Below are 23,247 nucleotides of genomic sequence, written 5' to 3' on the forward strand. Positions count from 1 at the left end.
ACAATAAAAAGGGGTCACTTCATGAGTACACAAAACATCCGCCTCGGATTGATCGGTGCCGGTCGCATGGGCAGCTTCCACGGCCTTACGGCGGCCCGCCACATCCCCGGCGCCTGCCTTGCCGCCATCGCCGACCCAACTCCAGGCCAGGCCGCACGCCTGGCAGCAGAGCTGGGGGTGGACAAGGTCTACACCGACCCACAACAGCTGTTGGACGACCCCGATATCGACGCAGTGCTTATCGCTTCCCCCGCCCGTAGCCACGCCGACCTGGTGATCAGCGCCGCCCGTGCCGGCAAGGGCATCTTCTGCGAAAAACCCATGGCGATCACCCTGGATGAAGCCGATCGCGCCATCGCCGCTGCCGCCGACGCCCGCGTGCCGTTGCAGGTCGGTTTCAATCGGCGTTTCGCCAAGAGCTTCCGTGCCGCCCACCTCGATGTCACAGCCGGCCGCATCGGCACGCCGCAGTTACTGCGCTCGCTGACCCGCGACCCGGCGCTGAACAACCCAGCCGCGTCACCACAATGGGTGATCTTCCTGGAAACCCTGATCCACGACTTCGACACCCTGCGCTACCTCAATCCCGGCGCCGAAGCGGTGCAGGTCTATGTGATGGCCGACGCGCTGATCGCACCGGCGTACAAAAGCCAAGGTTTACTCGACACTGCAGTGGTCACGATCCGCTTCGACAACGGCGCCATTGCCACCGCCGAGGCCAACTTCCAGGCGGTGTATGGCTATGATGTACGCGGTGAAGTGTTCGGCAGCCAGGGCATGCTGAGCATGGGCAGCCTCAATGACTGCGACCTGGTGCGCTACCTGGCCCAGGGCATCCAGGCCGACACCCAGCGGATGGACACTGACCTGCTGCGCGACGCCTACATTGCCGAACTCAACCACTTCGTCGACTGCCTGCGCAGCGGCGCCAAGCCCTTGGCCAGCGGTGAGGATGCGCGTGCAGCCCTGGCAATTGCCCGCGCCTGCATTGAGTCGTACGAGACCGGCAAGGCCGTGGCCGTGCAAGGGGCACGCCCATGATGCCGTTCACATTGGCCGTCAGCGCCGAGATGGTGTTTCTCGACCTGCCCTTCATCGAACGGGTCAAACGTATCCACGCCCTGGGGTTCAGCGCCGAAATCTGGAGCTGGACCGACAAGGACATCGACGCCCTGGCCGCGACCGGCGCGAACTTCACCTCGATGACCGGCTACATCAGCGGCACCCTCACCGACCCCGAAGGCAGCCGCCAACTGCTCGACAGCGCCCGCGAATCCCTGGGCATCGCCGAGCGCCTCAATTGCCCCAGCCTCAACCTGCACGGCACCGGCCTGGGTGACGGCGGCTTGCCGGTGCAGCCGGTCAGCCAGACCACCGGACGCATGTGGCTGAGCGCCTGCAAGACCCTGGAAAGAATCGCGCGCCTGGGGGAAGACGCCGGCCACGTGTTCCTGCTGGAAAACCTCAACACCGCCGTCGATCACCCCGGTACGCCCTTCGCCCGCGCCAACGACACTCTGGCCCTGATCGAAGCCGTGGGCAGCCCGCATCTGAAGATGAACCTGGACCTGTACCACGCGCAGATAGGCGAAGGAAACCTGATCGAATTGATCCAGCGCGCCGGCGGCGCCATCGGTGAAATCCAGGTGGCCGACGTGCCCGGGCGCAAGGAACCCGGCACCGGCGAAATCCACTACCCGGCCATTGCCCGTGCGCTGCACGCCATGGGCTACACCGGCGTGGTCGGCCTGGAGGGCTGGGCCAGCGGCACCAGCGAAGTGGCCCTGGAGCGCTTCCGCCAGGCATTCACCCTATAACAATAAAAGGAACACACTTATGCATCGTTATTCATTGCTAGTGGCCGCGCTGCTGTTGCTGTTCAGCCAATGGACCTTCGCCGCCTATCGCATCGGCGTAAGCATTGCCCGGGTTGACGATAACTTCATGACCTATGTGCGTAGCGGCCTGGAGGCTGCGGCGAAACAGCAGGACGTGCAGATCCAGTTCGAAGACGCCCAAGGCGATGTGGTGCGCCAGCTCAATCAAGTCGAGGGGTTTCTCAACCAGAAAGTCGACGCGGTGATCGTGCTGCCGGTCGACACCGCCGCCACTGCCAATATCACCCGAGCCGCCGTGGCGGCCAAGACGCCACTGGTGTACGTCAACCGTCACCCGGATGAACGCACACTGCCCAAGGGCGTAGTCACGGTGGCCTCCAACGACATCGAGGCCGGACAACTGCAGATGCGCTACCTCGCAGAAAAACTCGGTGGCCAAGGCAATGTGGCGATCATCATGGGCGACCTCGCGCAAAATGCCACCCATGACCGCACCGAAGGCGCCAGGCAGGTGCTCAAGGACTTTCCCGGTATCAAGATCGTTGAACAGCAAAGCGCCGAATGGCAACGCAACAAAGGCATGGACCTGACCAGCAACTGGCTGCTGGCAGGTACGCAGTTCGATGCGATCGTGGCCAACAACGATGAAATGGCGATTGGCGCAGCCATGGCATTGCAGCAAGCGGGCAAGGCCAAGGGCGAGATTGCGATCGTCGGCATCGACGGCTTGCCCGACGGCCTGGCCGCGATCAAGCGTGGGCTGCTTGCTGCGTCAGTGTTCCAGGACCCCAAGGCCCAGGCGACCCAGGCGGTTCGAGCGGCGATCAAGATGATCAAGGGCGAACCGATTGAAGCCGAAGTGTGGGTGCCGTTTGAACTGATCACGCCTGAGCAGGTGGTAGTGTTCGAACAGCGCTACAAATAAACCGAAGACAAGGAGATCCCGTGTGGGAGGGAGCAAGCCCCCTCCCACACTGGCTCTGAATCAGTCCAGGTCACTCGCGTCATGCCGTTCGGGCAACTGCTCCTCACCCGACACCCGATTCACCCGCCGCCCGCGCTGCACCGCTGGCCGGGCGTCAATTGCGTCGGCCCAGCGCAGCACGTGTTTGTATTCATGCACCGAGAGAAACTCCGCCGAGTCGCCATACAAGCGGCCCTTGACCAGCCCGCCGTACCAGGGCCAGATGGCGATATCGGCAATGGTGTACTCATCGCCGGCGATGTACTCGCTCACCGCCAGGCGCTTGTCCAGCACGTCCAGTTGGCGCTTGGCTTCCATGGCAAAGCGGTTGATCGGGTACTCCATCTTGCTCGGTGCATAGGCATAGAAATGTCCGAAACCTCCGCCCAGGTAAGGTGCGCTGCCCATCTGCCAGAACAACCACGACAGGCATTCAGCTCGGGCCGCAGGCTCGCTGGGCAAGAACGCGCCGAATTTCTCGGCCAGGTATTGCAGGATCGCGCCGGACTCGAACACCCGAATCGGCGTGGCGCCACTGTGGTCCATCAGCGCCGGAATCTTCGAGTTCGGGTTTACCCCCACAAAGCCACTGCCGAACTGGTCGCCGTCACCGATCTTGATCAGCCAGGCGTCGTATTCGGCACCGGTGTGCCCCAGCGCCAGCAATTCCTCAAGCAGAATCGTGACCTTTTGCCCATTGGGCGTAGCCAGGGAGTACAGCTGCAATGGGTGCTTGCCTACTGGCAGCGCCTTTTCGTGGGTAGCACCGGCGATGGGCCGGTTGATACTGGCAAAGGTGCCGCCGCTTTCGGTGTCCCAGGTCCAGACCTTTGGGGGTACATAATCAGCCATGCCACTGCTCCTCAGGGATTGCGATAAACGAAGCGTTCCAGACTAAACCAAAGACGGGTGATGCGTCACACCGGCCTCCCCGTCTTGTCGAGGCACCTGTACGCGCAGGGCGATAAGCAAGGCCGCGAACAGCATCAATACACCCGCGCCGACAAACACCCCGCCGATGCCGCTGACGCTGAACATCAAACCACCACCGGCAGCCCCCGCGGCAATCGCCGACTGTACCGACGCAACCACCATGCCGCCGGCACTTTCGGCCTGGTCCGGCACGGCACGGGCGACCCAATTGGACCACGCCACCGGCACACCGCCAAACGCCATGCCCCACAGCGCCAGGAGCAACGCCTGGCCCGGCAGTGATACCGGTAGCCAGACCAGGGCCAGTGCCGCAATGCCCACCAGCACCGGCATCAACACCAATGTTCCACGCGGGTGGCGCACCAGTAACCAACCTGCGAGCAAGGTGCCGACGAAATTCGCTACGCCAAAACCCAGCAGCATCAGGGCCAGCCCTTGGGTATCGACGCCGGTGGTACTTTCCAGGAACGGACGAATATAGGTGAACAACGCGAAATGCGCGGTGTGCACCAGTACACAGCCGAACATGCCCATGGCGATGCCCGGACGCAGCAGCACTTGCAGCACAGTGCGCAGGCGCGCAGCGCCGTTGGGCGCCAGGCGCGGCAGGGTGAGCGCCTGGAACGCCAGGGTCACCCCACCCACGGCAGCCGCCGCGATAAACGCACTGCGCCAACCATAGAGCCCACCCAGATAGCTGCCCAGCGGCACGGCGACCACGGTACCCAGCGCAATGCCACTGAAAATGATCGACAGCGCCCGGGGCAACGAGGCCGGCGGCACCAGACGCATGGCCACTGCCGCTGCCATACTCCAAAAACCGCCCAGGGCGATGCCCAGCAGGATGCGCATCAACAGCAGTACGGTCAGGCTGGAAGACAACGCCACCAGCAGGTTGGAGGCGATCATCAGCGTGGAGAACCCCAGCAGCACCACGCGCCGATCGATGCTTCGGGTCAGGCCGGGCACCAGCAAACCGGCAAACAACGCCACCACTGCCGTCACCGTCACGGCCTGGCCGGCCAGCGCCTCCGAGACCCCCAGGTCCAAGGCCATGGGGGTCAACAAACTGGCCGGCAGGTACTCCGCCGTCAGCAAGCCGAACACCCCCATCGCCAAAGAAAATACCGCCAGCCAGGCCGGCTCCGTCACAATCCCGGCAGGGGCTTGGGCTGCATTGTCATTCATCACAGGTCATCCTCGGATCATTGGCAAGGCGGCCAGTCTAGGTTTGCCCGCCCGGATGATCTATGATGCAAACCCTTGAGTTATTGACCGAAACCCCGAACATGACTGCCGCGCATGCTTTTACCCTGTCTTCCGACCTGATCAATGAGCTGCTGCGCGGCATGCGCCTGCGCGGTGTGAAGTACCGCCGCATCCAGGCCGGGCCGAGCTTCGGCATGGGCTTTGACGCCAAGCCCGGCCATGCCTATTTCCACTTTCTCGCGGCCGGCCACGTGACCTTGCGCGGCGAGGATGGCGACCTTTTCGAACTGTCGGCGGGCAATGCGGTGTTCATCGCCCATGGTGGCGCGCATGCACTGTTATCCGATGCGAGCGCCGGTGTGCACGATATAGGCGATTTCGACAGTGCCCCGTTGGGGGATGCGGTCTGCGCCGTGGATGCTTCCCCTAACGCGACGCCCAGCACCTTGCTGTTCAGTGCCTGCATGGAGTTCGAACTCGGCAGCATCCAGGGGCTCGGCAACCTGATGCCGGCGCTGATGCTGATCGATGCGGGGGGCCAGCGTTACCCCGGCCTGATGCCGATCCTGGCGGTGATGGAACGGGAAGTCTCCACGGCCCGCATCGGCTATGCCGGCATCCTGGCGCGCCTGGCCGATGTGGTGGCGGCGATGATCGTACGCGGCTGGGTCGAATGCGCCTGTGGCAACGCCTCGGGCCTGGTGGCGGCGCTACGCGATCCACGCCTGGCCCGCGCCCTCCTCGCCCTGCACCAGCAGCCGGGCCGCGACTGGAGCGTGGCGGAACTGGCCGCGCAATGCCATACCTCGCGCTCGGTATTTGCCGATCGCTTCCAGGCCATCCTCGGCATACCGCCGTTGCGCTACGCTACGGAACTGCGCATGCGCCTGGCCACGCAGTGGCTGAGCCTGGAGCGCATGCCCATCGAAACCGTCGCGCAACGCCTCGGCTACACCTCCCAGGCGGCGTTCAGCCGTGCCTTCAAGCGCATCACCGGGCAACCGCCCGGGGCGGCCCGCAGTTCAATGTAGCGACCGCCCCTTCAAGCATTGCGCACCCTGATCATGAAGCCTTAATCTCGTCAGCCAATCACACCGCGAAAGCAATGGAGGCTGCATGAAACTGGTCGGAATGCTGGACTCGCCCTACGTACGCCGCGTGGCGATTTCCCTGGACTTGTATGGGGTGGAGTTTGTGCATGAACCGCTGTCGGTGTTCAGCACCTACGCGCAATTTGCCCAGATCAACCCCGTGGTCAAAGCCCCCTCCCTGGTGTTGGACGACGGGATGGTGCTGATGGATTCGAGCCTGATCCTCGATTACCTGGAAGCACTGGCGCCGGCTGACAAGAAGCTACTGCCCCAACAACCGGCAGCACGCGCCCACGACCTGCAACTGCTCGGACTGGCCCTTGCAGCCTGTGAAAAGAGTGTGCAGATCGTCTATGAACACAACCTGCGCCCAGCCGAAAAGTTACATGCACCGTGGATCGAACGCGTCAGTGGGCAATTGCTGGCGGCCTATGCCCTGCTGGACAAGCAACTGGCAGACAGTGAAGCGCTGACCCAGGCATCCATTACAGCAGCGGTCGCCTGGTCGTTCAGCCAGTTCACCGTGGCGTCGGTGGTGAAGTCGGATGCGTTCCCCAACCTGAAGCGCCATGCTGAACGCCTGGAACAGCACCCAGCGTTCAAACGCTACCCAATCGCCTAAGCATCGCAGTTCATATGTGGGAGGGGGCTTGCCCCCGTGACGGCCTGACAGCCGGCGCATCTCTACCTGACACCCCAGGATCTAAATGTGGGAGCTGGTTTGCCTGCGATGACGTCGGCCCAGCGAACATTGATGTGGGTTGACCCACCGCTATCGGGGGCAAGCCCCCTCCCACTCGCGATCTTCACAATTTTTTGGAATCGCGTTTCTACACCCAGCCGCCGTCAACGATAAAGTTTTGCGCCGAACACATCGCCGAGGCATTCGAGGCCAGAAACAGGGCCATATTGGCGATGTGTTCCGGCATCACACTGCCAGGCAGGCACTGGCTACGGGCGATCAACTCCCGAGCCGCGTCATCCACCCACATGGCCAATTGTTTTTCCGTCATCACCCAGCCCGGCACCAGTGTGTTGACGCGGATATGGCTCGGCCCCAGCTCCCGCGCCAGGCCTCGGGTCATGCCGTGGGCGGCGGCCTTGCTGGCGGCGTACACCGGGTAGCCGGCAGACGCCATCATCCAGCCGACCGAGCCCAGGTTGATGATCGAGCCGCCACCCGCCTCTTTCATCATTGGCACCACCGCCTTTGCGGCAAAGAAGGCGTGCTTGAGGTTGACAGCGATCAACCGGTCGAACATTTGCGAGTCGATTTCTTCCAGACTGTGGCGCACGTCATTTGCCGCGTTGTTGACCAGCACCGTGATCGGCCCGAGGGAATGCTCGAAGCGCCGGATTGCCGCACCGTAGCCAATCTCATCGGTAATATCGCAGCACTCGAACTCGACCGTGTGGCCCTTGGAACTCAGCAGCGCCGCCAAGCGTTCACCCTGGCTTTGCGCGCGATCCACAAACGCCACTTTGGCACCCTGGGCGGCAAAGGCCCGCACCATGAATTCGCCAATCCCTGACGCCCCGCCGGAGATCAATACGCTCTTGCCCTTGAGGTCGGGATAAATGGCGTGCTCAGTACTCATAACGTAGTGCCTCGATCAATTAGTCTTATTTTATTTTACGAAATCGGCGTTAAAGGCTATAAATCTGCTGGATAACCGGTGAAATATCTCACATTAGTAGAACTATTCAACCCAAAAACAACAAAAGGAAGTTCGACATGAAGCACCCTCGATACCTGTTGTCCGGTCTGGCGCTGTCCATGCTGATCGCCAGCGGCGGCGCTCACGCCGCCGGCCTTACCAGCGAGCACAAGCCTTTCGGTAAAACCAATGACGGCACCGCCGTCGAACAGTATGTGTTGCGCAACAGCCATGGCATGCAAGCCACGGTAATTACCTACGGCGGTGTATTGCAGTCGCTGAAGGTGCCTGACAAAAACGGCAAGCTCGACGACGTAGTGCTGGGTTTCGATGATGTGCAAGGCTATCAAGGCGGTACTGCATTTTTCGGCGCAACCATCGGCCGCTTCGGCAACCGCCTGGCCGGCGGTGCCTTCGAACTCGACGGCAAACGCTACCAGGTGCCGCTCAACGACGGCCCCAACTCGCTGCATGGCGGCGCCCAGGGCTTCGACAAACAGGTGTGGCACGCCGAGCCCGTCAAGGACAAGGATTCGGTGGGCGTCACCCTCACCTACCTGTCCAAGGACGGTGAAATGGGTTTCCCCGGCAACCTGAAGACCGAAGTCACTTACCGCCTCAACGACAAGAACGAACTGCACATCGACTACAAGGCCACCACCGACAAACCGACGGTACTCAACCTCACCAATCACAGCTACTTCAACCTCGCCGGCGCGGGTAACGGCGACATTCTCAAGCAGGTCGCCACCTTGCACGCCAGCCACTACACACCGGTGAATGCCACCTTGATCCCCACCGGTGAGCTGGCTCCGGTCAAGGGCACACCGATGGACTTCCTCAAGCCCACGCCTATTGGCCAGCACATCAAGGCGGACCATCCACAGCTCAAATTTGCCGAGCCGAAACAAGGCGGGTTCGACTTCAACTGGGCCCTGGATACCAAAGGTGATGTAAAGCAGCTTGCTGCCCAGGTGCATGACCCTGAGTCGGGGCGGCGCTTGCAGCTTTACACCAGTGAGCCTGGGGTGCAGTTCTACACCAGCAACTTCCTGGATGGTTCGGTGAAGGGCAAAGGTGGCAAGACGTACCAGCACTGGAGCGGGTTCACCCTGGAGACCCAGCATTTTCCGGATGCGCCTAACCAACCCGGCTTTGCCTCAACTCGCTTGAATCCAGGGCAAACCTATATCCAGAACACCATTTTCAAGTTCACCGCCGATTAAAACTGTGGGAGGGCTACACCCCGATGAGCATAGGTATCTACACAACTTTGCAGTCGCCAACAGTAACCACGATGCGAAGCGAGCCGCTCTTGATCTTGATCTGCTTTTGATCTCAGGCGCTCCGTCAAACCACGCTGGCCGGAATTCGACAGGGATTTGGGGGGTAAACCGGCAGGGATGCCGGTTTAGCCGCCCCGCGCCATGGATGGCGCGTGGCGGCGCCCCCCCAAATCCATGGCGGATTACGGGCACACCGAGCATAAGCGAGGTGCCAAGTGGTGGGGCAAGAGCCTTTTGGTTACTTTTGGCTGGGCCGGCATTCCGGCTCTTTTCAAAAGTGACCCGCTGTAAAAGCGGAACCAATATCAGTCGTTACCGCAGGAATGGATATGTACTCGGTCTGATCCAACATCCTGGTCGGCCCTAAGGCCGCCATCGGGAGCAAGCCCCCTCCCACAGATCCGGCGTAACGCCAAAGTTGTGTAAATACCCATGCCCCCAGTAAAAGCTCGCACATTCCTCCCCACCCACTAAGCTCAATCTCGAACAAAAACAACGAGCAGCCCGCCATGCCCCATCTCACCGAAACGTTCCGCAGCCGCTACCGCGCCAACGTGAGTCGCCATTACAACCCCTGGCTACACGCCGCGTTCGTCCTCGGCTACGGCATCACCTGTATCACCCTGGCCTGGTCCTCCACCGCACAGATCACCGCGCTGCAGTGGCTGACGGTGCCCTTGACGCTGGTGTTCTTCAACCTGTGCATCTACCTCGTGCACCGTCACCTCGGCCATCACAAGCACCCATTCGCCCGGCTGTTCTACGCGCGCCACACCGGCGATCACCACAGTTTCTTCACGCCCGGCCACATGACCTACGACAGCCCGCGTGACTGGCGCGTCATCCTGTTCCCCGCCTGGCTGATCGTACTGCACAGCCTGGCCATCACCCTTCCCGGCTGGTGGCTGCTCAAGCAACTGAACCCCAACGTGGCGGGGTTGTTTGCCGGGTGCATGATCCTCGGCTACCTGCTCTACGAGGTGTTCCACGCCTGCGAACACTTGCCCGCTGAACACCCGGTGGCGCGCCTGCCGTGGATTCGCCAAATGCATCGCCTGCACGCCCTGCATCACCGTCGCGAGCTGATGCAGGGGCGCAATTTCAATATCGTGCTGCCGTTGATGGACTACCTGTTTGGCACGCTGCATTGGGAGCCGGCCACAAAAAAAGGGAGCAGCCCAGATGGACTGCCCCCTGCTTCACATTCCTAGATCAATCAGCGCACGATGGTCTGGCTGCAAATGTGGCCCAGGCTGACGTATTGGGTGATATTGCCGCCTACGCCCACACCCGGAAACTCCTTGAGCTCGATGCGCCAGCCACCTTCGTTGAACCAGGTTTCCCAGTTGTAGGTCTGGCCCGACGCGCTGTCCGGATACCGCACTTTATAGTCGCCGGAGCAAGTGCCCAAGGCGACATTGCCCGAAGCTGCACCCGTGATGCCGGTCTTGGCCTCATAGTTGACCCAGTTGTAAGTTGCACCAAAGTGCTTGTCGACCCGCAGCACTGGGGTGACCCCGCGCAGTGGCTCACCGGTGCTGTCCGACCATTGGGTGCTCCAGCTCAGATTGCGGGCTGCCTGGGTGGCCAGCTGGAAGATCGAGCTGGGAATGCGCACTACGTTATCGCCGTTCACGTTGTGCTGGTTCAAGCGAGGCGCCGAACCCAGGGTCAACTTGTACTGCGCCTGAGGGTTCAACGCCACCGCCGGGTTCGCCCGCACACGTACCTTGACCGTGTAGCCCGGCGTCAGGTTCGGATAGGTGGAGGTGGAATCCGGCTGAATCACTACCCAGTTATTACCGTCGAAACGCTCGAAGATCCACTGGTTGCGCGTACCCGCACCATCATCACCCAGGAACATGCCGACACCCTGGCCGCGCAGCGACGTGAAGGAGAAGTAATCCACATCATTGACGCTGTCGAGGTTACCGGTCACCTGATTCAGCGCATCCGGCAGGGCAAACGCGGTTTGCTCGGTATCGTTGGGCTCGTAGGCATCAATGTTGCTGTCTACCGCCACGCCGAAGCTGAACTGCGAGTTGCTCGCGGCATTGGCCACCATGAACCAGTAGTAGTCACCGGCCGGCAATACACCGTTGAGGTACTCATCGGCATTGCCGGCGTTATCAGATGTGCCCAACGGGGTCAGATTACCCTGCCCGTCATCGTGGAACAGGGTCAGCGACATGTCGGTGCCGACACTCTGGTTCAACAACTGCACCTGAATTCGCGCATTCTTCGGCAGGTTGAAGTGGTAGGCGATCTGCGCGCCGGTCTCCACCCCGGTCAGCGTGTAAAGGGTGTTGATATCCAGAGTTGGAAACAGCGGAGTGAAGGCAGCAACCGCCGCTTCCTTGAGTTTCGCCTGATCGGGCTTTACCAACTCGCCTACCTTGGCATCAACCACCGCATTACTGGCAATTGCCTTGCCGGCTGACACCTTGGGCTTGCCGGCCTTGGCTGCATCGAGCTTTTGCTTGAGTGCGTCCGAGACAATGGCCTTCTCCACTGTGCCACCTTGTTTCAACGCTTTGTCCACGGCCTGCTTGACCGTCTGCGCACTGAGCTTGGGAGGGGTTTGCTCGGCCAGGGCAAAGGCCGAAACAAAGCAGGAGGCCATCATGGCCGCGCCTAGCATAAGGGCTTTTTTCGATTTCATTTTTTATCCATCCATAGTTAAAAAATTGAAGCTCAGGTGACCGGTGACATCCGGTCACCTGGGATGGACTGTAGGACAATACTGTACGCATGAACAGTATTTTTTAAAAAAATGTTAACCTTGGTATTCAGGTCGTGAAAGCGAGCACCTCTAAAGCCAGGTGCACCAATAGCCCCAACTGATAGCCCAAATCATCGCAAGGCGATAGGGCCATACAGCCCAACGCCTGAGCGCTGACGGAATGGCGGCTGACTCTGCCTCAGTCATAAAGCCTTCTTTCACGGAGCTTTCTGGCGCGCGAAGGATATCAATCATCAGACACATACGATGAAACCTGATAAACCGCTGGTTTCGTCCCCAGCGTTGCCGATGTTTACGGACCTGCGGGTTTTCACTGAAGTAACCTTCCAACTCATCGAGTTTTGTTCGTTCGAAAAAAAGTATCAGTCCCAAAACCACAAACGTCCCGATAATCATCACAGCGGTATAGGCGAGAAAAAAATCCATGCTCAAGCACCCTCTGGCTGGAATATCAAATCACCGTTGTCCTCTACAATTTTTCCACCCAGGAACGCCCCACCATCCCCGCCCTTCTTACCTCCTAGATACCCTGCCATCGCCCCCCCAATTATTGCGCAGGTCAGAGCGCCGGTTCCTCTCGTCGCGACACCTAGAAAAATGTTGCATGCACGGCGTGTTAACTCAGCACCAAGCCCCCCTGCGCCAGCAGCCCCTACCACCCCACCCACCAACCTTCCCGTCTCCACATACTTCGCTCTTTTGCATTGCGCCTCCCTTCCCACCACACACGCCTCCCTGATTTCCAAACCCGCCACGCCTACATCCATCGCCAGCCCCACATAAGTCCCATTCCCCAGCCATTTCGAAGCCTGCGCAACTGCCCCGATCCGCTGTGCATACCCTGCTATTTCTCCTTTATGCAAATAGCTCTTGGTTGAAACGCCAAGCACCTTTTGTCCTGGCGTCACCAGCTTATGGAGCAGGTGCCGATTCAACACATCGAAATGATCAGAGCGCTGCTGATTCAACGCCCTACCCATTAGCCGGGACTTCAAACTGAGGTAGTCCGTGGTGCGGTCGTTGAGGTATGCCTGCGCCATGCCTTACATCTCGAATGCCATGAAGATGGCATCGAAATATAAGCAAGCGCCTACAGCCCGGACACAAGCAGGCGGGGGTCAAACAATACGTTTGGGAAGTTGCCTACACAGCAAAAGATAAGCGCCTACGGAAGACGCCCTAATACCCCGTCATCTCCAAATACCCCACCCCACCCTCGAACTTCACCGGCCCTTCCCAGTAGGGAATCCCCAGGTTCATCCACGCTTTCGGATTGACCGCCTCGGTGGTGATGTCCAGGTGTTTGCCGGGGATCTTCAGCGACCAGCGCGTAGGAATGCTGCGCCCGTCAATCTCGGTTCTGGTCAGCGGCGCCAGTTGAATATCTGCGTTGTGCAGGGTCTCGGTGCGGCCCTGGGCGTCGATCCAGGTTCCGGTGAGGTACCCGCCGCCGTCTTTGTCTCGCACGCGAAAGAGCATCAGTTGCGCGCCCCGATCCAGGTGCAGGGAGAACCAGTCCCAGCCGGTCTGGCTGGCGGCCAGGGGTTGGCTGCTCCATTCGCGGTCGAGCCAGGCCGGGCCGCTGACTTCGTACGTCTGGCCGTCGATACTGATGCTGCCGGTGGCGGTGAAAAACGGCTGGCTGTAGTAGTACGACGCCTGGCCCTGGTCGGATTTGCGGCTGTAGCCGTTGTCACCTTGCAGCACCAACGGGCGGCTGGAGGTCAGTTGCAGGTCGTAGGCGAATTGCGCGCCACTGGCCTTGAGTTGCATATCGGCCAGAGCGCTAGTGGCGCCTGGGCGGCTGGCGAAGTTCCAGTCGTCGATCCAGGCGTTGAACGGCAACGCTTGCGCTCCGGCCTGGCCGACGCCACCACGGGCGAAGCGTTCGGCGGCGTAGTGGTGGGTAGCGCTGGTGACGGCGGCGTGGCCGAGCCAGATGGTGGAGTCGCACCAGCCTTGCTGCATCGGCCCGGCATTCACGGCGTTGCGAAACAAGGTCCATTGCACGCCGAACACATTGCCCTGGGCATCCTTGAGGTTGGCGGTGACGTACCACCATTCGATGCGAAAGCCTGGGTGCGGGCCGTGATCTTCGGGGAAGCTGAAGACTTTGCCGGGGACCACTTGGGCAAATTCCGCCGCATCGCTGCCCAGCCCGGCGAAGCTTTCCTCGGGTGCAGGCGGCTTGTCACAGGCACTCAACAGCAGCAGCAACACCCCCCACCCCAACGCTTTAATCTTCATTTGCAAAGGTCCTCAACAAATCCGCCGGGCGGCTGCGGTAGAGCTGCCATAGCGGCCAGGCCGAGGCCAGCAATGTCGCAAGCAACGCCAGCCCCATCAACTGCGCAAGCTGCCCGGGGAATACCTGCAACGGCAGGCGCCAGCCGAACGCCTGGACGTTGATCACCGCATCCAGGCACCACGCCAGCAACAGCCCCAACGGCAACGCAAGGACCAGCGTCAGTACCGCCAGCAGCCAGGTCTGGCCAAGGTTGAGCAGCATCAGTTGGCGGCGCGTCACCCCCAGCGCCCACAACGGCGCAAGGTGCCCGAGGCGACTCTGGCTCTGGGTCAGCAGGCTGATGAACAATGCCACGCCCGCCACGCCCAGGGTCAGGCTATTCAACGCAGCAGTGGCGGCGAAGGTGCGTTCGAAGACCTGACTGGACCATCCCTTGAGTTGTTGTTGATCGACGATACGGCTGTCTTCCAGGGCGAACTCACGCTGCACTTCACCCACCAGCGGCTGCACATCCTGGGGCGCCACGCGCAGGTTGAAACGCACCGGTGACAGCGTCGGCCAATGAGCCAACAGGTGCTTGGCGTTGACCAGCAGATGGCCCTTGGGGTTGCCATAGTCGGCGTAGATTCCGACGATTTCCGGTGCCCATGTGCCCTGAGGGGTGGGGACTTGAACCCTGTCGCCCAGGCGCACGTTCAAGCGCCGCGCCAACTGCTCGCTGAGCATCACGCTATCGTCTTGCAGCAAGCGGTCCCAGGGTGTGCTCGTCGCCTCCAGCAACGGCCAGTGCTGACGATAGGTGGGGTTGTCGACCACACCAAACAGCTCCGCCGGCCAGCCTTGCAACTGCACCGCGACCTGCCAGCTGGGCAGCACCGCCTGCACCAGCGGCTGCTGTGCCAACCATGTGTGCAGTTGCTGCGCCTGAGCCGGATTTTGCGGGTTGAGGTAAAGCTCGGCGGTCAGACGTTGTTCCAGCCAGTGGTTGAAGGTCTGGCGAAAACCCGAGGTCATGGAGCCTGCGCCAATATTGGCCGCCAGGGCCAGCAACAGCGCCATGAGTGCCAGGCTCAAGGCTGGCAGTTGCTGGCGACAGTCGGCGAGGAACCACTGGCCCAGTACCGAACGACTGCGCCCCAGCACGCCGTTCAACAGCGCATTGAGCAACACCGGCAAACCCAGTGCAGCGCCCAGCAGCAACGCCGCCATCAGCACGAATCCGGCGGCCAGGCTGTTGCCCAATTCCAGGGCCAGCAGTGCAATGAGCAGCGCCGCAACCGCCACCCAACCCTGGCGCCGCAACCAGCGCCCGTGGGCCTCATGCCAGGCCTGTGCATTGGCCAGCGCCAGCAACGGCAAACGCGCCGCACGCCACAGGCTGCTGGCCCCTGCGAGCAAGGCGCCGAGCAGGCTCAAGCCCAGCCCTGCAAGCCACCACCCCGGGCTCAAGCTCAGTTGACCTGCCACTTCGGCCCCGTACAGGCCGCGCAAGCTGGCGGAGACGTCCGGCAACAACAGGCTGGCCAGCAGGTAACCACTGGCGACCCCGAGTACACCGCCCAGCAATGCCAGAACGCCCAGTTCGACCCCCAGGCTCAGGATCAGCATTCGCGCACTGACCCCGCAGGCACGCAAAGTGCGCAACAAACCCCGCCGTTGTTCCAGGGCCAGGCCGATGGCTGCGTGCACGATAAACAACCCGACCACGAAGGACAAAAAGCCCAAGGCGTCGAGGTTCAGATGAAAGCTATCGGTGAGACGTGAGAGGTTGTTGTCCTCGCCCTGCTTGAGTTGCAACCCGACGGGCGCTTGGGGATGGCGCGCGGCGAAGGCGTTGTCCAGCAGCAAGCGCGACAACCGCCCCTGCATGTTCAGCAAGGGTTGGGCAAAACCGATATCGGTAAGCAGCATACCGGGGGCCATGTCCGGTTGAACCTGCAACGGCGGCAAGCGCTGCCCGCTGGCCGTCAGCGGTTGTTCGCCCGCGTGCAAACCGAGCGCCTCCAAGGTTTGCGCGGCAACCCAGGTACGCCCCGGCGCCTGGAAAAACGCCAGCATCTGTGCCTGGCTCAAGCGCTGCCCGGCCACGCTGCCGCTGCCAGGTAACGATACCGGCTCAATGCCCATCAATTGCAGCCGCTGCTCCTCATGCCCCTTGAGTACCACCCGCCCCTGCACCACCGGTGACACCGGCCACCCCGCGCGGCGCAACTGCGCAAACAGCGCTTGGGGGAAGGCGGCGCCGTCCGGTGCGCTCAAGCTGGCCTGCGGTTCGCCGCCGATCAATTGGCTGGCGCGCGCATAGCCGTCCCGTGCCTGGCTGTTGAGCGCCTGCACGCCCGTCAATAATGCCGTAGCCAGCCACAGGCCGGTCAGCACGCTGAAAAACTGCACCGGGTGACGGCGCCAGTGGCTCAACAACGCACGCAACGCCCAGCAGAACACCGCCATCTCAGCGCGCGTCCATCGGTACGACACGGCCATGGTGCAGCAGCACCTGCTGGTCCAGGCGTGCCGCCAGCCGTGGGCTGTGGGTGACCATCAACAGGCTGGTAGGGCTGTCCTGCAGCAGATCCAACAGCAACTGCAGCACCTCATCGCTGGTGGTTTCGTCGAGGTTGCCGGTGGGCTCATCGGCCAACAGCAAACCCGGACGCGAGGCCAGCGCCCGCCCTACCGCCACCCGCTGCTGCTGACCGCCAGACAGTTGCTCCGGATAACGCTTGAGCAAATCGCCCAGCCCCAGACGTTCCACCAACTGCGCCTGCCAATGCGGATCGAAGCGCCCCGCCAGGCGCGCCTGGAATGCCAGGTTGTCCTCCACACGCAAGCTGCCGATCAGGTTGAACTGCTGGAACACCAGGCCGATTTCGGTACGGCGCCAATGGGCCAGTTGCCCTTCGTTGAGCTGGTCCAAGCGCTGCTCGCCAATGCGGATGCTGCCGCCGTCGACCCGATCCAGGCCGGCCACCAGGTGCAGCAAGGTGCTTTTGCCACTGCCCGACTCGCCCATCAGCGCCAGACTGCTGCGCGGCCCCAGGTACAGGTCGACACCGGCCAGCACGGCCAGCGGACCTTGGGGAGTGGCGTAGTGTTTGATAACCCCTTGTACCTGCAACATAGGAACGCTCATTTGAAGGACTGCCAACGAGAATAACGGCTGAGGGTGATGCCCACGCAATTTTTTCACATGGATTTCACCGCCTGCCCATCCTCGGCACTTTAGAGTGCACTCCCAGCGGTGATAACTCGCAACTTGTTAGTTACTAATATTCACACTTTTTACGACGCGGATGTTCAGCAAAAAGACAGCAGCACTGTGACAGGCTGCTGCTCCACAACGGGCGACAGCCCATTAACTTCACTTGTTATAAGCACAACTAAAGGGCCGAGGGTGAATAGCGTGGCAGACATGATCCTGGCCAATCCAGAACCCAAATGGGCAAGGTTGAAGCGCCTGAAAAAATACCGCCTGCCTGTGCTGGGCATCAGCTTAGTCGGCCTGCTGCTCACAGGTTTTCTGTTGTGGCCCTCTTCCCCGCTTGACCTGGGGGTCGGCAATCGCCTGGTCACCTCCGGGGTGCTCGCCAGTTGGCGCCAGGGCGACCTGGTGGTACTGGTGCGTCATGAAGAACGCTGCGACCGCTCGACAAATCCTTGTTTCGGCCCTGCCAGCGGCCTCACGATCCAGGGCACGCAACGCGCGACCGCACTGGGCAAAGCCTTTGACTCATTGGGCATGGAGGCCACCGACGTGCTGAGCAGCCCGACCACGCGCACTGCCCAAACCTCGCTGTTCATGTTCGGCAAGACCGAGCTGTCCCCGGGCCCGCTCGCCATTTGCGGGGATGCCATGGCGGAGGAAATCCTCAGCCATAAACAGCCGAGTCGCAACCTCATGTTGATCACCCACAGCGCCTGCATGAGCGACTTCCAGACGAGCCTGGGCTTTCCCCATGCCGCAGCGGCCGAATATGGCAGTGCACTGTTCGTCAAGGTATTGCCCAACGGCAAACTTGAGGCAATGGGCACTCTGAAAATCCAGCAATGGGCCGCAGTACTTAAACAACTTTAATTACACTTATTTACATACCCAGCAGCTATTACGTTCAGCAAAACGACAGCCCTGTTCTGGCATGTTCAGTTGCGCCTCTTAGTTAGGTTCCCCCCCTCATTGATTCAGTGAACATCACGATGCTCGGCCCGATTAATTCAATACTCTTCCTGCACCTGTTTGAACGTCATGGAGCAACGTGCTCATGACCCGCTTGAACCCTCTGCCCTGGTTAATCCTGGGCTTTGCCGTTTTTTTCTTGCTGCCCCTGGGCTTTCACGGCCTGTGGATTCCGGATGAAACCCGTTATGCCCAGGTCAGCCAGGAAATGCTGATGAGCGGCAACTGGGTAGCGCCGCACTTTATGGGCGTGCGTTATTTCGAAAAACCCGCCGCGGGCTATTGGCTGATTGCCCTGGGCCAGGCGGTGTTTGGCGAAAACCTGTTCGGCGTGCGCATCGCCTCGGTCCTGGCCACGGCGTTGAGTGTGCTGCTGGCCTACCTGATCGCGCGGCGCCTGTGGAACGACCCACGTAAAAGCTTCGCCTGCGCCCTGCTCTATATGAGCTTTGGCCTGGTGGCCGGGCAAGCCGGGTATTCCAACCTTGATCCGCAATTTACCTTGTGGGTCAACCTGAGCCTGGTCGCCCTGTGGTTTGCTCTCGACAGCCCCACCTTACGTGGGCGTCTGGGTTGCTGGGCCTTGTTGGGGCTGGCGTGCGGCATGGGGTTCATGACCAAGGGGTTTCTGGCATGGCTGCTGCCGGTATTGGTCGCGGTGCCTTACCTGATCTGGCAGCGCCGCGTCGATGAGTTGCTGCGCTACGGGCCGGTGGCGATTATGGTCGCGGTACTGGTTTGCCTGCCGTGGGCATTGGCGATCCATGTGCGGGAACCGGATTACTGGCGCTTTTTCTTCTGGCACGAACACATTCGCCGCTTCGCCTCCGACAATGCGCAACATGCGCGGCCGTTCTGGTTCTTCCTGCCGATCATGGTCGTGGCGTGTCTGCCGTGGGCCGCATTGCTGCCGACAACACTGTGCAAGGCCTGGAACGAAAAACGCCAGCCGGCGATTGCCTTTCTCGCCCTGTGGTGGCTGCTGCCCCTGGGCTTTTTCAGCCTGAGCAAAGGCAAGTTGCCGACCTACATCATGCCCTGCCTGCTGCCCCTGGCGCTGCTGATGGGCCACGGTTTGATCGACCTGATCAAGCAAGGCAAGGCACGTACGATTGTGATCAACGGCGCGGTCAATTTCGTTCTCGGCATGGCGGCCATGGTCGGGCTGATTTACCTGCAAATCACCGACCCGCTGTACGGCAACAGCCACGCCGAGATGTTCAGCCTGTCCCTGGCTTTTATCGTGCTGCTGGGCTGGATCCTCGCCAACCTGTTGCAAGCGGTGCGCCCGCTGACGTTGTGGGCGATGCCGGCGCTGGGCATTGGCTTGCTGGTAGCCCTGTTGCCGGCGGGAATGCCGCAGTTGATAGCGGATAACGAAATGCCCGACCAGTTCGTGCTTGAGCACCTGGACGAACTGCAACACACCCGTGCTTTGCTGAGCAACGAACTGGGCCTGGCATCGGCCTTGTCATGGCGCCTGCGTGAGCCAGAGGTGGCGTTTTACGGCACCGAGGGCGAGCTGCGCTACGGCTTGCATTACGAAGAAGCGGCGCACCGCAAGGTCACGCTCGACAACGTGCAAGCCTGGTTGGCCCAAGCCCGCGAGCGAGGTTCGGTGGGCGTGCTGATGCGGGTCCGCAGCACCAGCGAACACCGCGAAGAAGGGCAATTGCCGCCCGGCGGCAAGCGCTATCGCAAGGGCAACCTGGTACTGACGATTTACCCCCAACAACCTTGATCGCCTTTGCAGGAACAGCCCATGAGCCTATGGAAAACCGAACGCGGCGCCCTGGTTTTACTGCTGGGCGTTTCGGCCTTGCTTTTACTGCTGGGCCTGGGCAGCCGCGACCTGTGGGGGCCGGAAACGCGCTGGGCCAACATCGCCCTGCAGATGCTGCAAAGCGGTGATTACTTCGACCCGTATCTCAAAGGCACGCCGTATTACGACAAACCCCTGCCCTCCTACTGGCTGATCAGCGGCTTCGCCAGCTTGATGGGCGGCCTTGGCCCGTGGTCGTTGCGCCTGTCATCGGTGATTGCGGCGTGGCTGAGTATCTGGCTGGTGTACCTGATCGGCGAACGGCTGTTTCGCAAAGGCACAGGCTTGATCGCCGGCTGGATGCTCGCCACCACCTTCTACTTCCTGTTCTGGGCCAGGGTCGCCACCGCCGACGTGCTGACCGTGTGCGGCGTGCTGGCAGCCGTGTGGTGGTATTGGCGCGGGCCGGAAGACACCAGGCTTGGGCGCTACACGATGTTTTTCCTGTTGCTGGCAGCGACGTCACTGTTCAAGGGCTTGATCGGTTTTGTGCTGCCTGGGCTGGTGCTGCTGCCGCACCTGCTCAGCCAGCAGCGCTACAAACGCCACCTCAATCTGCGTCTGCTGTTGGCCATGCTGATCGCCGCGGCGTTTTACGCGATTCCTTTCGTACTGTCCCAGCGCTACGGCGCGCCCTCTTATGGCGAGAGCGGTCTGGCGTTGGTGTTCAGGGAAAACGTGGTGCGTTTCTTCGACCCCTTCGATCACATGGGGCCGATCTACACCTACCTGATCTACCTGCCGGTCTACACCCTGCCCTGGGCCCCCTGCTGGCTACTGGGCCTGTGGCTGGCGGTGCGGCACTGGCGCCACACCCCACCCAACGTGCGCTGGCTGGTGTGGGGCCTGGGCCTGTTGTTTGCATTCTTCACCGCCAGCGGCAGCCGCCGCAGCTACTACGTACTGCCGCTGGTGCCCTTTGCCCAACTGCTCGCCGCCTGGTGGCTGAGCGAACGCCTAAAGAAAAAACCGGCGAGCTGGCCGCGCTGGCAAAAAGGCTTCGGCATCAGCGCAGGCCTGCTCTTGCTGGTGCTGGGGGTGATCTACCCCTGGACTACCGGCAACGGCGGCGTGACCCGCTTCGCCGAGGATGTGCAAGCCCAAGCCGTGAAAAACGCACCATGGGACCAATGGCAAATGGTGCTGGTGGAGGTCGACAACAAGCTGCCCATGTACCTGCAAAACCACGGCAAGCCCTTCTACTACGTCAGCGAAACCCAGGACTACCCCCGCCAGGGCGACAGCGCCGCCTTCATGGCCTGGCTGGAAAAGACCAGCGGCCAAAGGTTCGATCCGCAACACACGATTATCATCGCGCAGTATTCCAGGGAAGACCCGATGCCGCTGGCGTTTCTGGGCGTGGATCATCGAGTGGTCACTACGCAATCGGATAATGGCGAGCGCTTGTTTCAGAAGCGTGAGGGAGGGAGCGTGGCGTTTGTTCCGATGCCACGCTGAGAATCGAAGAGGCGCTGTTTGCAAAGGCTTGGCGTGAGCCCCCTACGGGGTGCATTTAAACTTCGCACACAAACTCGTCAGCCTGCGCCTTGAGCCAATCAAACAACCGAGCGATATCCGGCTCCGACTGACGACCCTCTCGGCAAATGATGTAATAGGCAGCCGGCGACATCATCACAGGAGCTTCCAGCGCAACCAAGGCTCCCTCCTTCAACGCGTCATGTACCAGTGCAGTTCTGCCCAACGCAATTCCCCCGCCTTTTACCGCCAGGCTGATAGCCAAACTGGAATCAGGAAAGCGTGGGCCATGGTGATAGGGCGGTGCTTGCAGCCCCTGGAAGGCAAACCAGCTCTCCCACCCTGGACACACTTGATCATCCACCCGATGAATCAATGGGTACTGGGCGATATCCGCCAGGGCAATATCGCCGTGTATACGCGCAAACGCTGGCGAACATACAGGAAATACCGCATCGCGCATCAAAAGCTCGACATGGTGGTCCGGATAGTCGCCGTACCCCATCACCACGGCGACGTCATACTGATGCGCACTCAAGCTGCTGCTGCTCATGTCCGCGCTGGTCAACACCAAATCCAGATTGAACGACGCGTGAGCATGAGAACCATGCATCCTGGGAATCAGCCAGGTTGAGCACAGAGAGGACGTACAGGCGAGGTAAAGCGGTTGAGGTTTACCGGGACTGAGCGAATGCAGCACAGCATCCAGGTCTTTGAAAAAACCTTCGGCCACCGGCAACAGTGCCTGCGCCGCCGGCGTGAGTTTGACGCCCCGTGAGTGGCGCTCGAACAACTGCACCCCCCACCACTCTTCCAGACCTGCGATTTGATGACTGATAGCGCTGGCGGTGAGGTTCAACTCGGATGCGGCACGCGCAAAACTGCCGGTCTGCGCGGCACTCACGAAGGCTTGAAGCATAGGGGTCGGGGGCGGACGTTGGGCCATCAGTTGCTCACTTTGATCAGGATGATCCCGCCAACAATGACGAATGCCGAAAGCATTCGCCGCCAGCCAAACCGTTCATGAAAAAACAGTGCGGCAATAATGGTGCCGATAATAACACTGGTTTCCCGCAACGCGGACACCTTGGCTACCGCATCCAGGGACAACGCAAACAACACCAGGCCGTAGGACGCCAGGTAAAACACCCCTCCCAACATTCCTACCCGCCAGTGGCAGCGGATGGCCTGGGTGAATGCCGGACGCGCCTTGATCAACGCCAATAACGGGATCGGGATGCTCTGGAATACCGTCAGATAAATGATGTATTGCAGCACCGTCTCACTGGCTCGCACGCCTTTGGCGTCCACCACCGTATAGGACGCAATGAACGCTCCAGCGCACACCGCCATCAGGATCGGCTTGAGCATGTGCGCCGTCATCCTGCGCACAAATGTCAGGCTGATGATCCCCACGCAAATCATCAGCACACCTGCCATCGCCTGAAACGACAGCTGCTCATGCAGTAAGAAGTAGGAAAAAAGCGCAACCAGTACCGGCGGCACACCACGCATGACCGGGTAAACCTGACCGAAATCGCCGGTCTCGTAAGCCTTGATCAGAAACAATCGATAGATCGTATTGAGCACTACGGAAACCAGCACATAGCCCCACACCTCAAGGCTTGGCACATAAACCAACGGCAGCGCTGCCAGACAGATCAGCAATGCGGTGCCATCGACCATTGCCAAAGTCATAAAGCGACTGCTTCCGGCGCGTACTACGGCATTCCAAGTGGCGTGCATGAAGGCGGAGATCAAGACCAGGGTGATCGCGATATCGGAGTTGTCCATGGGGCTCGGCT

General features: G+C 60.9%; 21 protein-coding genes. 10 read left to right on the top strand and 11 right to left on the bottom strand.

Going from position 1 to position 23,247, the window contains the following annotated elements:
* Positions 1 to 21 precede the first annotated feature (21 nt).
* Genes IH404_RS18245 through IH404_RS18255 form a run of 3 tightly spaced genes read left to right on the top strand, consistent with a single transcriptional unit; the run spans position 22 to position 2,763 of the window.
* Positions 22 to 1,041, top strand: a complete 1,020-nt coding sequence (locus IH404_RS18245; protein ID WP_194438667.1) for a Gfo/Idh/MocA family oxidoreductase — start codon at positions 22 to 24, stop codon at positions 1,039 to 1,041.
* Positions 1,038 to 1,817, top strand: a complete 780-nt coding sequence (locus IH404_RS18250; protein ID WP_194438668.1) for a TIM barrel protein — start codon at positions 1,038 to 1,040, stop codon at positions 1,815 to 1,817. The genes IH404_RS18245 and IH404_RS18250 overlap by 4 nt, the downstream gene beginning before the upstream one ends.
* Positions 1,818 to 1,836: 19 nt before the next feature.
* Positions 1,837 to 2,763 carry a sugar ABC transporter substrate-binding protein gene (locus IH404_RS18255; protein WP_194438669.1) on the top strand — a complete coding sequence of 309 codons (927 nt, stop codon included), beginning with the start codon at positions 1,837 to 1,839 and terminating at the stop codon, positions 2,761 to 2,763.
* A gap of 60 nt (positions 2,764 to 2,823) precedes the next feature.
* Here IH404_RS18255 and yghU read toward each other — a convergent pair whose 3' ends face one another.
* Both yghU and IH404_RS18265 read right to left on the bottom strand, forming a co-directional pair.
* Positions 2,824 to 3,654, bottom strand: a complete 831-nt coding sequence (yghU, locus tag IH404_RS18260) for a glutathione-dependent disulfide-bond oxidoreductase (RefSeq protein WP_194438670.1) — start codon at positions 3,652 to 3,654, stop codon at positions 2,824 to 2,826.
* A gap of 42 nt (positions 3,655 to 3,696) precedes the next feature.
* Entirely contained in the window at positions 3,697 to 4,923 is a 1,227-nt protein-coding gene (locus IH404_RS18265; RefSeq protein WP_194438672.1) for an MFS transporter, read from the bottom strand.
* Positions 4,924 to 4,988: 65 nt separating this feature from the next.
* Between IH404_RS18265 and IH404_RS18270 the strand changes: the two genes are divergently transcribed.
* Both IH404_RS18270 and IH404_RS18275 read left to right on the top strand, forming a co-directional pair.
* A complete protein-coding gene (locus IH404_RS18270) occupies positions 4,989 to 5,975 on the top strand; it encodes an AraC family transcriptional regulator (protein ID WP_194440694.1) in 987 nt (328 codons plus the stop codon).
* A gap of 85 nt (positions 5,976 to 6,060) precedes the next feature.
* On the top strand, positions 6,061 to 6,657 hold the full coding sequence (locus tag IH404_RS18275) for a glutathione S-transferase family protein (RefSeq protein ID WP_194438674.1): 597 nt from the start codon (positions 6,061 to 6,063) through the stop codon (positions 6,655 to 6,657).
* Between the two features lie 208 nt (positions 6,658 to 6,865).
* Here IH404_RS18275 and IH404_RS18280 read toward each other — a convergent pair whose 3' ends face one another.
* Complete coding sequence (locus IH404_RS18280; protein WP_005789500.1) at positions 6,866 to 7,633, bottom strand: SDR family oxidoreductase; 768 nt, start codon at positions 7,631 to 7,633, stop codon at positions 6,866 to 6,868.
* A gap of 137 nt (positions 7,634 to 7,770) precedes the next feature.
* Between IH404_RS18280 and IH404_RS18285 the strand changes: the two genes are divergently transcribed.
* Both IH404_RS18285 and IH404_RS18290 read left to right on the top strand, forming a co-directional pair.
* Complete coding sequence (locus tag IH404_RS18285) at positions 7,771 to 8,919, top strand: aldose epimerase family protein (protein ID WP_032880420.1); 1,149 nt, start codon at positions 7,771 to 7,773, stop codon at positions 8,917 to 8,919.
* Positions 8,920 to 9,488: 569 nt separating this feature from the next.
* Positions 9,489 to 10,190, top strand: coding sequence for a sterol desaturase family protein (locus IH404_RS18290; protein WP_194438676.1), 702 nt, complete (start codon positions 9,489 to 9,491; stop codon positions 10,188 to 10,190).
* Between the two features lie 5 nt (positions 10,191 to 10,195).
* On the opposite strand, the gene IH404_RS18295 is transcribed toward IH404_RS18290, so the two are convergent.
* The 6 genes from IH404_RS18295 to IH404_RS18320 all read right to left on the bottom strand — a co-directional run bounded on the left by IH404_RS18295 (position 10,196) and on the right by IH404_RS18320 (position 17,091).
* On the bottom strand, positions 10,196 to 11,641 hold the full coding sequence (locus IH404_RS18295; protein ID WP_032880416.1) for a hypothetical protein: 1,446 nt from the start codon (positions 11,639 to 11,641) through the stop codon (positions 10,196 to 10,198).
* A 150-nt stretch (positions 11,642 to 11,791) separates the two neighbouring features.
* Complete coding sequence (locus IH404_RS18300) at positions 11,792 to 12,148, bottom strand: hypothetical protein (protein WP_078821772.1); 357 nt, start codon at positions 12,146 to 12,148, stop codon at positions 11,792 to 11,794.
* 2 nt (positions 12,149 to 12,150) lie between these two features.
* A complete protein-coding gene (locus tag IH404_RS18305) occupies positions 12,151 to 12,762 on the bottom strand; it encodes a hypothetical protein (protein ID WP_194438678.1) in 612 nt (203 codons plus the stop codon).
* Between the two features lie 139 nt (positions 12,763 to 12,901).
* Positions 12,902 to 13,969, bottom strand: coding sequence for a lipocalin-like domain-containing protein (locus IH404_RS18310; protein ID WP_005789511.1), 1,068 nt, complete (start codon positions 13,967 to 13,969; stop codon positions 12,902 to 12,904).
* The gene (locus IH404_RS18315) at positions 13,959 to 16,421 is read right to left on the bottom strand and encodes an FtsX-like permease family protein (protein ID WP_194440695.1); all 2,463 of its coding nucleotides are present in this window, start codon (positions 16,419 to 16,421) and stop codon (positions 13,959 to 13,961) included. The genes IH404_RS18310 and IH404_RS18315 overlap by 11 nt, the downstream gene beginning before the upstream one ends.
* A 1-nt stretch (position 16,422) precedes the next feature.
* Positions 16,423 to 17,091 (bottom strand): ABC transporter ATP-binding protein, encoded by a 669-nt coding sequence (locus tag IH404_RS18320; RefSeq protein WP_005789514.1) that lies wholly within the window; start codon positions 17,089 to 17,091, stop codon positions 16,423 to 16,425.
* 273 nt (positions 17,092 to 17,364) lie between these two features.
* On the opposite strand from IH404_RS18320, the gene IH404_RS18325 reads away from it, so the two are divergent.
* The 3 genes from IH404_RS18325 (at position 17,365) to IH404_RS18335 (ending at position 21,424) form a co-directional block, all read left to right on the top strand.
* A complete protein-coding gene (locus tag IH404_RS18325; RefSeq protein ID WP_005789516.1) occupies positions 17,365 to 18,045 on the top strand; it encodes a histidine phosphatase family protein in 681 nt (226 codons plus the stop codon).
* A 184-nt stretch (positions 18,046 to 18,229) separates the two neighbouring features.
* Positions 18,230 to 19,885, top strand: coding sequence for a lipid IV(A) 4-amino-4-deoxy-L-arabinosyltransferase (arnT, locus tag IH404_RS18330; protein ID WP_194438680.1), 1,656 nt, complete (start codon positions 18,230 to 18,232; stop codon positions 19,883 to 19,885).
* A gap of 21 nt (positions 19,886 to 19,906) precedes the next feature.
* On the top strand, positions 19,907 to 21,424 hold the full coding sequence (locus IH404_RS18335) for a glycosyltransferase family 39 protein (protein WP_005789519.1): 1,518 nt from the start codon (positions 19,907 to 19,909) through the stop codon (positions 21,422 to 21,424).
* 55 nt (positions 21,425 to 21,479) lie between these two features.
* On the opposite strand, the gene IH404_RS18340 is transcribed toward IH404_RS18335, so the two are convergent.
* Together IH404_RS18340 and IH404_RS18345 are read right to left on the bottom strand one after the other, a co-directional pair.
* Complete coding sequence (locus IH404_RS18340; protein ID WP_032880399.1) at positions 21,480 to 22,388, bottom strand: LysR substrate-binding domain-containing protein; 909 nt, start codon at positions 22,386 to 22,388, stop codon at positions 21,480 to 21,482.
* On the bottom strand, positions 22,388 to 23,236 hold the full coding sequence (locus IH404_RS18345; RefSeq protein ID WP_194438682.1) for an EamA family transporter: 849 nt from the start codon (positions 23,234 to 23,236) through the stop codon (positions 22,388 to 22,390). The genes IH404_RS18340 and IH404_RS18345 overlap by 1 nt, the downstream gene beginning before the upstream one ends.
* Positions 23,237 to 23,247 lie beyond the last annotated feature (11 nt).

Source organism: Pseudomonas sp. OST1909 (genome assembly GCF_015277575.1).
In the GTDB taxonomy this organism is placed as follows: Bacteria; Pseudomonadota; Gammaproteobacteria; order Pseudomonadales; family Pseudomonadaceae; genus Aquipseudomonas; species Aquipseudomonas synxantha_A.